Here is a 9,823-nt window from a genome sequence, read left to right as displayed (position 1 = left end):
CGCGGTGCCCGGCGAGGATGCAATTGCGCGGCTCTCCCGGGAGGCCCGTGCCCACCAGATGGCCGGGAGCCTTGAGAAGATCTTTGGGGCGCGTCCCTTCGATGACCGCGACGTCAAGCCCGATCCGCGGGATGCGGAGCCTGGCAACAGGCTCCCCCGCCTCGGCTTTGAGGGAGACGGGATCGGGAGGACCGGCCTCGGGTGGAAGGACCTCTTCGGCATGCACCGCCCGCCAGAGAGGCGCCTCGAGATAGCCGCCGAGCGCCGCCGCCAGCGCGGCGGCGCCCGTCAGAACGAGCAATGCGCCCGCGAGAGCGCGGGCGTCGGAACGTTGCACGTCTTTCTAGACGGACCGCCTGAGAAGCAGGGTCCCCGTGCCCAGCAGGGCGAGGCCCGACAGTGCCAGCAGAAGCAGGTTGCTTCCCGTGGCGGGCATCGCTGGAGCAGCTTCCTCGGCAGGGGCCTCTTTTTCCTGGGGCGGTTCGACCATCGGAGAGGGAGCGGGGGCGGGCTCCGGTACTTCCGGCGCCTCCGCAACTTCCACCGCATGGGTGGGCTCATTCTCTGCCGGCACCGCCACCGCGATCGGAGCCGCCTCCGGCGCACCACCCCACGGATAGCTCGTCTCGTGGCTTGTCAGGCTTTGGAAAGTCTCCTCGTCCAGAGCGCCGTGAACATTCAGAGCATGATCCGACTGGTACTGCTTGAGGGCGTTGCGGGTCGCATGGTCGAGAGATCCCCGCTCGAAGGAGCCTTGATCCAGATAGCCGTCTCCCACCAGGACCCCCTGGGCCCAGGAAACATTCGCTTCACTCGTGAAGAACGGGCTGTCCCCGGCCGCCAGGGCGCTCCCGCCCACAGCCACCATCAATACCATCGCCACAGAGACCCATCCGCCAATACGCGTCCATTTCATGGAACGGCTCCTTTCCGTCGCGATTTCGACTCGAGACGCACCCGGGATCGTTTCTAAGTTGTTGCTCCTCGTTGGATTTACTGTAGCACGCTCCCTTCCGGGGCTACAAGCGAGCCGCAATGGCGCAGCGGGTGGGAAAGAGGGGCTGTGCTATCATCCCGGCCGGAGAATCCCATGGACGCCGCCCCGATTTCCCCTTTGCAGGATTACGATCCGGCTGCCGAAGGAAAGGCCTGGTGCCCCGCCTGCGACGCCATCACGCGCTTCCGGGTAGAGAAGGTCGAATTCCTCGGGAACCCGGTCAAAGCGACCTGTTTCTGCATCGCTTGCGGCACCCGGATCTTTCCCGAGGCCCAGGACCCGTCCGCGGCACGGCGGCTGCGCCGCCAGAATCATCGGTTGCGCCTCCAGGCGGGGGCAGCACTGGGCGCGATGCTGATCCTTCCGGTCCTGGCCGCGGTCCTGGCCCTCTGGCTCCTGCTTCGTCTTCTCTGAGGTCTCTCCAATGACTTTGCCCACGAGCGCGCAGGCGGAAGAGGCGCGCACGCAGGTGTCGAAGCACCTGCACCGGACCCCGATCCTCCGCTCGCGAACCTTGAGCGATCTCACCGGACACTCGGTCTATCTCAAGCTGGAGAATCTGCAGAAGACCGGATCGTTCAAGCCGCGCGGCGCGCTCAGCGCCATGGCGGCGCTCCGGCCGGAGGAAACCCGCCGCGGCGTCGTCACCATCTCGGCGGGAAACCACGCCCAGGGTGTGGCTTTCGCGGCGCAGAGGCTGGGAGTTCCGGCGACCGTAGTGATGCCGGAGTCTGCCTCGCGCACCAAGGCCGAGGCGGCCCGCGGCTACGGCGCCGAGGTGATCCTCCATGGCGACGTGGCGGCCGCCTTCGAGAAGGTCCATGAGCTCGAGCGCGAGCGCGGCCTGCGCTTCGTGCACCCCTTCGACGATCCCCGCATCGTGGCGGGACAGGCGACGCTCGGCATGGAGATCCTGGAGGATCGGCCCGACGTCGAGGTCGTGCTGGCAGGGATCGGCGGCGGCGGGCTGATCTCCGGCGTCGCCTGGGCGGTCAAGGAAGGGAAACCCGCGATCCGCGTCATCGGCATCGAGCCGGAAGGAGCGGACACCATGTTCCGCAGCCGCATTGAAGGGAAGCCGGCGCGCATCGCGCGCACCGACACCATTGCCGACGGCTTGGCGGCGCCATTCGCCGGCGAGCTGAACTTCCACCTGGTGCAACGCTACGTCGATGATCTGGTGCGGGTGAAGGATGCGGAGATCCTGGCGGCGATGCGGCTGCTCTTCGAGCGCTGCAAGGTCGTCGCCGAGCCGGCCGGGGCTGCCGCGCTGGGATCGCTCATCGCGGGGCGGATCGAGCTGCCCGCCGGATCCGTCGTCTGCTGCGTGGTGAGCGGCGGAAACATCGGGGCGGAGCAGTTCGCCAGCTATTTTTCGGCCTGACCGGTGCCTTCCACGAGCTCGCGGGCGCGGCGGGCGACGTTTTCCGGCGTGAGGCCGAAGCGCTTCATGACCTCCTCCAGCGGCGCCGAAGCCCCGAACCCCGACATGCCGACAAAAGTCCCGGCTTCTCCGAGGTAGCGGTCCCATCCCAGGGAGATTGCCGCCTCTACGGCCACCCGCATCCTGATCGAGGGGGGCAGAACCTGCTCCTTGTACTCGCGCGGCTGCTGCTCGAACAGCTGCCACGACGGGAAGCTGACCACGCGAGTCGGAATCGGCGCGGCGCCGCTTTCCAGAATCTTCTTGGCGGCGAGCACCGTGGAAACCTCCGATCCAGTAGCCATCAGGATGACCTTCGGCTCCCCATTCGCGGCCTCCGACAGGACGTAGGCCCCGCGGCGCAGCAGCGCGGCGGGCGGGAACGACCCGCGCGGCAAAACCGGCAGCTTCTGCCGCGACAGGACCAGCGCCACCGGCCCGCCGCGGTGGCTCACCGCCACCTTCCATCCCTCCACGGTCTCGGTCGCGTCCGCGGGACGAATCACCAGCAGATGAGGAATCGCCCTCAGCGCCGCCAGGGTCTCCACCGGCTGATGGGTCGGCCCGTCCTCCCCTAATCCGATGCTGTCATGCGTGAACACGTAGATGGGGCGGATCTCCATCAAGCCGGCGAGTCGGATGGACGGACGCAGGTAATCGGAGAAGACCAGGAAGGTGCCTCCGAAGGGAATCAGGCCGGAGAGCACCATGCCGTTCATCATCGATCCCATCGCATGCTCGCGCACGCCGAAGCGGATCGTCCTCCCCTCGTAGTTCTCGGGCGAGAATTCCGCGTTCCCCTTCGGATAGGTCTGGGTGGATCCCCCCAAGTCGGCCGAGCCTCCCACCAGCTCGGGGATCTTCTCCGACAGCGCCACCAGGACCTTGCCCGACGCTTCGCGCGTCGCCAGCGGCTTGGCGTCGGCGCCGAACTCGGGAAGGGACTGGTCCCATCCCGCGGGCAGCTCCCCTTTCCAGATCCGCTGAAGCTCCGCGGCAAGCGGTGCATGCTCCTTCTCGTAGCGCCGCCACAGCTCGTTCCACTCCCGCTCCAGGGTCGCCCCCCGGTCCAGCGCGCCGCGGAAGCGCTCGAGCGCTTCGGGCGGGATCAGGAAGGAAGCGTCCTCCGGCCAGCCCAGCGCCTTCTTCGTCAGCCGGACCTCCTCCGCCCCGAGCGGCGCGCCGTGCGCCTCCGCCGTGTCCTGCTTGTGGGGGCTCCCATGCCCGATGTGCGTCGTGGCGAGGATGAGCGAGGGGCGGCTGGTCTCCGCTTTCGAGGCCTCCAGAGCGCGCGAGACGCCCTCGAGATCGTCGCCGTCGATGGCGAGGGTGTGCCACCCGTAGGCCTGGAAGCGCTTCTCCACGTCCTCGGTGAAGGTAACGCTGGTGGGTCCGTCCAGGCAGATGTGATTGCGGTCGTACAAATAGATGAGGTTGCCAAGCTCCAGGTGTCCTGCCAGCGAGGCGGCCTCCGAGGCGACCCCCTCCATGAGATCCCCGTCGCTGACGATCGCATAGATCCGGTAGTCCGCGACCGGGAAGCCGGGACGTCCGTAGCGGGCCGCAAGGTAGCGCTGCGCCAGCGCCATGCCGACGCCGTTGCCGAATCCCTGGCCGAGCGGGCCGGTGGTCGTCTCCACGCCCGGGGTGTGCCCATATTCCGGATGGCCGGGGGTGCGGCTGCCCCACTGCCGGAAGCGCTGGATCTCCTCCAGGGGCAGGTCATAACCCGTCAGGTGCAGCAGCGAGTAGAGCAGCATCGAGCCGTGCCCCGCCGACAGGACGAAGCGGTCCCGTCCCGGCCATTTCGGATCGGCCGGATTGTGTCTCAGGAAGCGGGTCCAGAGGACGTAAGCCATGGCCGCCGCGCCCATCGGCAGGCCGGGATGGCCGGAATTGGCCTTCTCGACGGCGTCCATGCTCAGCGTGCGGATGGTATTGATGCAGAGCTGGTCCAGGTTCTCTCGCGGCATGGCGCTCCTCGTGCGTAAGTTGGCGTCGTAACGCGGGTATGGTAACACAGCGACTCCAGGTGGACCTTCAGGCGCGTCAGGGGAACTTTTCCCCTCCCGGCTCCGTTTGAGGCATCGGAGACGTAAACCCACGAGGAGGTCTTATGCGCCGGCTGTTGCACGCCAGTTTCCTGGGAATCCTCAGCTTCGTCCTGGTCGCGCCCCTGCAGGCCGCCGAGGCCACCCGCACCGAGCGCCTCGAGCTCTCCCCCGGCACGACCGGCGCGTTCGTCGTCGAGAACCTGGCCGGGACGATGCGCGTCGTTGCCGGCAGCGGCAGCAAGGTGGTCGCCGTCGCCACGCTGCACGCCGAGAGCGAGGCACTGCTCGAGAAGATGCAGTTCCGCCAGGTCACCGGCGAAAAGGGCCGGCCAACCCTGCGGGTGGAATACCCCATCGGGACGCGGGAGACGGTCCGCTTCCCCCACAGCCCTGACGGAGATTCAGGAGGCATTCTGGGGCACTTCTTCGGGGGAACCTCCACCGTCAAGTATGCCGGACACACCGTCAAGGTCAGCGCCGGCGAGGGGACGCTGCTGTATGCCGAGGTGGAGGTCCAGCTCCCCGCCAAGGACGTCGAAGGGACCTTTCGCAACCTCATCGGGAAGATTACCGGAGAGGGCGTCCAGGGCACCTTGATGTTCGATTCCGCCAGCGGCGACATCTCCCTGGACAAGGTCTCGGGGAAGATCGCGACCGACACCGGCTCCGGCGACGTGAAGGCCGCTGACGTGGAAGGGAGCTTCGATTGCGACACGGGCAGCGGCAACTGTCACCTGACCGGGTTCAAAGGTGACAAAGTCAGCTGCGACGTCGGCTCCGGCGACATCTTTCTAAAGAGCATCGCGGCGAAGGATCTATCCACCGATACCGGATCGGGCAATGTCCGGGTCGAGGACGCCGACATCGAGAGCTTCGACGCCGACACCGGCAGCGGCAATGTCCTCCTGGAATCGGATGGGGCTCGCCTGGAGAGCATCAAGGCCGATACCGGCAGCGGCAACGTGAGGTTGCGGCTCTCGTCGGCGGCTTCCTTCGAGGCGCGCGCCGACCAGGGAAGCGGTGACATCCGGGTGGATTACAAGGACGCCAAGCCGATCCTGGATGGCAAGATCGTCATCGGCTACCGCCGGGGCGATCAGAAGATCCGCATCGACGTGAGCACCGGCAGCGGCGACCTCGACATCGAGCCGATCCGCTGAGCCGAGAAGCCGCCTCCCACCTCGGCGGCTCCAATCTGATTCGAGAGACAGATAGAAGACCTCCCGGGAGCATGGCCCGGGAGGTCTTCTGCTTTATGAAGGAGTCATCCGTGCAGGTGACTCGTTGAAAACCGATTGGGATTGTGCTCTGCTTCCGCGATCGATTCCGTCCGCCCCCGCGGTGGTCGCTTCAGGAGGCCGAGCATGCCGCGTCCGCGCAAGCGCTACCAACGTCCCGGCACCCCGCCCGGGACACTGAACCCTCCCGACGTCGCCCGCGTCCCCAAGGTCAGCGTGACCATCCTCGATTACAACGCCGACTCGCTCGAGGAGCGCAAGGTCGATTCCATCACCGAGTGCCTCCCCTACCGTGACAAGTCGAGCATCACCTGGATTGACGTCAACGGTCTTCAGGATCTGGATCTGATCCGCCAGCTGGGGGAGCTTTTCGGATTGCATCCTCTCTCCCTGGAGGACGTCCTGAACACGGGACAGCGCCCGAAATTCGAAGACTACGAGGAATACGGCTTCGCCATCATGAAGGAGCTGCGCTTCACCGATACGATCGCGGCGGAGCAGATCAGCCTGTTCTTCGGCAAGGGGTGGGTCATCACGCTGCAGGAGGCACCGGGGGATCCCTTCGAGCCGATCCGCGAGCGGATTCGCAAGGGGAAGGGACGGATCCGCCGCTCAGGGGCCGATTATCTGGCCTACGCGCTGCTCGACGCGCTGGTGGACAGCGCCTTCCCGATCCTGGAGAAGCTGGGGGATCGAATCGAAATCCTGGAGCGCGACGTGGTGGGTCATCCCACCCGCAAGACGCTGAGCGAGATCTACTCGGTGCGGCGCGAGCTGCTCTACCTGCGGCGCACCGCCTGGCCGCAGCGCGAGCTGATCCACGCGCTCAACCGGGACGATTCGCCGCTGGTCAGCCCCGAGACCCACATCTACCTGCGCGACTGCTACGACCACACCGTGCAGATCCTGGACCTGGTGGAGACCTACCGGGAAGTGGCGGCGGGAATGCTGGACGTCTATCTCTCCAGCAACAGCAACCGGCTGAACGAGGTGATGAAGGTCCTGACGGTGATCGCCACGATCTTCATTCCGCTTACCTTCATCACCAGCCTCTATGGGATGAACTTCAACACGCATGTCAGCCGCTGGAACATGCCGGAGCTGAACTGGCGCTTCGGCTACCCGATGGTGCTCGGGGTGATGGCCGTCATCGTCGCCGGGATGCTGGCCTACTTCCGCCGCAAGAAATGGCTTTAGTGGACGATCAGCGGCGGCCGGTCTCGAAGGCTTCGGCCAGGCTCACCTCGTGCCGGCTGCCGATATAGATCGGCACCCGCTCGTGGATCTTCGTCGGACGCGCCTCGAGAAGGCGTCCCTTGCCCGTCGACGCCATCCCTCCTGCCTGCTCCACGATCATCGCCATGGGAGCGCACTCGTAGAGGAGGCGGAGCTTGCCCTGCGGCTTCTTCGGGTCCTTCCTGTCGGCCGGGTAGAAGAAGATTCCCCCCTCCAGGAGGATGCGGTGGACGTCGCTGACCATGCACCCCGAGTAGCGGGTGGAGTAGGGGGTCCCCTCCGCCTTGTCCGGAGCCTGCAGGAACTCGAGGAGCCGGCTTGTCGAGGGATGAAGGTAAGCGCGCTGTCCTTCGTTGGTGGCGTAGACCTTGCCGCGATCCGGGATCCGATGATCGCGCCCGGTGAGCAGGAAATCGCCCGAAGCCGGGTCCTGCTGGAAGAGGTGCGTGCCGGCGCCCAGGGTCACCGCCAGTGCCGTGGCCGGCCCGTAGTTCAGGTAGAGCGCCGCCGCCTGCGCCGTCCCCGGCTGCAGCAGCGAGTCCCTGCCGGTCCAGCCGGCGGCGGGCCGGCGCTGCACCGAGACGATGCTTCCGACGCTGCCCCCGGTGTCGACATTCGAAGAGCCATCGAGCGGGTCGAACAGCACGGCGTAGGACGCCGAGCGGGAGATCTCCACCGGCTCTTCCATCTCCTCCGAAGCGGCCATGGCGGCGTCTCCCGCGTCGCGATACGCCCCCACCAGGATCTCGTTGGAGATGGCGTCCATCTTCTTCACCGCCTCGCCCTGGACGTTGGTGCCGCCCGTGAGTCCCGTCTCCCCGGACAATCCCGCACGCCGCAGCTCCCGTGAGATCTGCGCGCCGCCGCGCGCCGCCGTCAGGAGCACCACGATCAGCTCCCGGTCCGATGAAGATTCCGCCAGGAACTTATCGAAGGAGACGCCCGGGCTCATCGCGCAACCACCCGAAGCAATAACATGCTCAGCTCCATTTTTCGGGAGAAGGCCTTTCCAGGTGCCAGCGGGAGCGCGACTGGAAGGCGCGCGCCACCGCCAGAATCCGGCCTTCTTCCCCGGCCCGGGCCACGAACTGGATCCCCAGGGGCAGGCGTCCGGCGCCGAAGCCCATCGGGACCGAGACGGCCGGGATGCCGCAGCAGTTTCCGGCCCCGCCTACGGGATCGTCCCCCGCGAAGACCTCCTCCAGATTGGCTTCCAGCGGCGAAGCCACGCCCGGCAGCGTGGGCGCCACCAGCGCGTCGTATCGGGAAAGAAGCTCGTCGAGCGAGCGCTGCAGCTTGGCCCTGAGCCGCAGCGCGCGCAGGTAGTCGCGGGCGTAGACCATGCTGCTCGAGTAGCCTCCCAGCCGCGATCCCGGATCCGACAGCTGGGAAACCCGCCCCGACTCGATCAGATCCTCGAAGGCGCTCGCCACTTCCGCCACGATGATGGTGCCGGCGGTGGCACCGAACGGAAGGTCCGGAATGGACGCATCCTCGAGAGTCCCGAGCTTCCCCAGGATCTTCAGCGCCTCCTCGAAGACTCCCGGGACCTCGACCTCCGGTTTCTCCCAGGCCTGGCGGATCACTCCAAGCTTCCACCCGCCCGTCTTTGCCGGACGCGCATCGTTCCAGGGCTTGGGAATCGTGGTGGGATCGTCGGCATCGGGGCCGGCAATCTCCGAGAGGACCATGCCGCAATCATCCGCCGAGCGCGCCAGCACCCCCAGCTTGTCCATCGTCCACGACAGCGCCATGGCGCCGTGCCGGCTCACCCGTCCGTAGGTGGGACGAATCCCCGAGATACCGCACATCGAGGAAGGGGTGGTGATCGATCCCCAGGTCTCGCTGCCGATGGCGAATCCCACCAGGCCGGCGGACACGGCGACGCCGGAGCCGCTCGACGAGCCGCCGCTCCACCGCGTCGGGTCCCAGGGATTCTTCCCGGCGCCGGTAATCGAAGCGGCGGCAAAACGGTAGCCCATGCCTCCCGCCAGCTCCACCATCGCCAGCTTCCCCAGCAGCACCGCGCCCGCCTTCTCCAGCCGGCGGATCACCGTGGCATCCTGCATGAAGACCTGGTCCTTGTAGGGAACGGCCCCCCAGGTCGTCGGGATGCCCTTGGTCGCCAGCAGGTCCTTGGCGCCGTAGGGAACGCCGTGGATGGGAGAGCGTATCTTGCCGGCGCGGATCTCCTGATCGGCGCGGCGCGCCTGGGACAGCGCCAGGTCCCGGGTGACCGTGACCACTCCCCCCAGCTTCTTGCCGATCGTCTCGAGGCGATGGAGATAGGCCTCCGTCAGCTCGACCGCCGAGATTTTTCGCGCATGGATTTTCTGTCCCAGCTCACGGGCCGTGGAAAACAGCGTCGTATCATCAAGCACGGTCGCTCCTGAAGGCCCGGAAGACGAAGGCCGGCTCGTCGGAATTCTCCAGCGGCACCTTGCGCAAGGCAGCCGCCCCCTTCAATCCGCCATCCAACCCGCGCGTGATTTCCTTGAGAGCGGCATCATCCAGACGGTCGCCGTAGCGCAGCTTGACGATCCCTGCGAGGGCCACCGCTTCCGCCGAGGGGGCTTCGGGCGTGGGCGCCGGCTTTTCGGCATTCCCGGCTGCCGGCTTTTCCTGGGGCGCCGCCTGCAGCCACTGGGGGACGAGCGACAGGCTCGCCACGGTGGCCGCCGCAATCCCAAATTCGCGCCGCGAGATCGATCTCCGGTTCTTCATCGACGCACTCCTGTCGAGCGGATGGGTAGGGGCCTGAGGTGACGCTTAGAAAGTCGCGGGATTCTACCAAATCTGGGTACAGACCAGACAAGAGCACTCCGGCGCGCGGAATGGTGCCTTTCCGCACTGCCGTCCCGCGCGGCATCTGCTA

At 66.7% G+C, this 9,823-nt stretch carries 10 protein-coding genes; 4 read left to right on the top strand and 6 right to left on the bottom strand.

Annotated features, from left to right (window positions below; genetic code table 11):
* Positions 1-337, bottom strand: a 337-nt coding sequence (locus VFW45_10705) for a sortase (protein ID HEU5181256.1), incomplete at its 3' end; no start/stop codon positions are given.
* A 6-nt stretch (positions 338-343) separates the two neighbouring features.
* Positions 344-916 carry a peptidoglycan-binding domain-containing protein gene (locus tag VFW45_10700; protein HEU5181255.1) on the bottom strand — a complete coding sequence of 191 codons (573 nt, stop codon included), beginning with the start codon at positions 914-916 and terminating at the stop codon, positions 344-346.
* Between the two features lie 174 nt (positions 917-1,090).
* Here VFW45_10700 and VFW45_10695 point away from each other — a divergent pair, with 174 nt between their 5' ends.
* Positions 1,091-1,411 carry a hypothetical protein gene (locus VFW45_10695; protein HEU5181254.1) on the top strand — a complete coding sequence of 107 codons (321 nt, stop codon included), beginning with the start codon at positions 1,091-1,093 and terminating at the stop codon, positions 1,409-1,411.
* A 10-nt stretch (positions 1,412-1,421) separates the two neighbouring features.
* Positions 1,422-2,381 (top strand): threonine/serine dehydratase, encoded by a 960-nt coding sequence (locus VFW45_10690; GenBank protein ID HEU5181253.1) that lies wholly within the window; start codon positions 1,422-1,424, stop codon positions 2,379-2,381.
* On the opposite strand, the gene tkt is transcribed toward VFW45_10690, so the two are convergent.
* Positions 2,366-4,393 (bottom strand): transketolase, encoded by a 2,028-nt coding sequence (gene tkt, locus VFW45_10685; protein ID HEU5181252.1) that lies wholly within the window; start codon positions 4,391-4,393, stop codon positions 2,366-2,368. The two genes, VFW45_10690 and tkt, sit on opposite strands and share 16 nt — an antisense overlap.
* A gap of 143 nt (positions 4,394-4,536) precedes the next feature.
* Here tkt and VFW45_10680 point away from each other — a divergent pair, with 143 nt between their 5' ends.
* Together VFW45_10680 and corA are read left to right on the top strand one after the other, a co-directional pair.
* Entirely contained in the window at positions 4,537-5,634 is a 1,098-nt protein-coding gene (locus VFW45_10680) for a DUF4097 family beta strand repeat-containing protein (protein ID HEU5181251.1), read from the top strand.
* A gap of 204 nt (positions 5,635-5,838) precedes the next feature.
* A complete protein-coding gene (gene corA / locus VFW45_10675; protein HEU5181250.1) occupies positions 5,839-6,909 on the top strand; it encodes a magnesium/cobalt transporter CorA in 1,071 nt (356 codons plus the stop codon).
* 7 nt (positions 6,910-6,916) lie between these two features.
* On the opposite strand, the gene VFW45_10670 is transcribed toward corA, so the two are convergent.
* Genes VFW45_10670 through VFW45_10660 form a run of 3 tightly spaced genes read right to left on the bottom strand, consistent with a single transcriptional unit; the run spans position 6,917 to position 9,672 of the window.
* Positions 6,917-7,900 carry a class 1 fructose-bisphosphatase gene (locus VFW45_10670; protein ID HEU5181249.1) on the bottom strand — a complete coding sequence of 328 codons (984 nt, stop codon included), beginning with the start codon at positions 7,898-7,900 and terminating at the stop codon, positions 6,917-6,919.
* Positions 7,901-7,928: 28 nt separating this feature from the next.
* Positions 7,929-9,329 carry an amidase gene (locus VFW45_10665; protein HEU5181248.1) on the bottom strand — a complete coding sequence of 467 codons (1,401 nt, stop codon included), beginning with the start codon at positions 9,327-9,329 and terminating at the stop codon, positions 7,929-7,931.
* Complete coding sequence (locus VFW45_10660) at positions 9,322-9,672, bottom strand: hypothetical protein (GenBank protein ID HEU5181247.1); 351 nt, start codon at positions 9,670-9,672, stop codon at positions 9,322-9,324. The genes VFW45_10665 and VFW45_10660 overlap by 8 nt, the downstream gene beginning before the upstream one ends.
* Positions 9,673-9,823 lie beyond the last annotated feature (151 nt).

The sequence above is a fragment of the Candidatus Polarisedimenticolia bacterium genome, from assembly GCA_035764505.1.
Classification (GTDB): domain Bacteria; phylum Acidobacteriota; class Polarisedimenticolia; order Gp22-AA2; family AA152; genus AA152.
The sequence above is the reverse complement of the archived record's forward strand: the minus strand, read 5'-3'. Positions and strand labels throughout refer to the sequence as shown.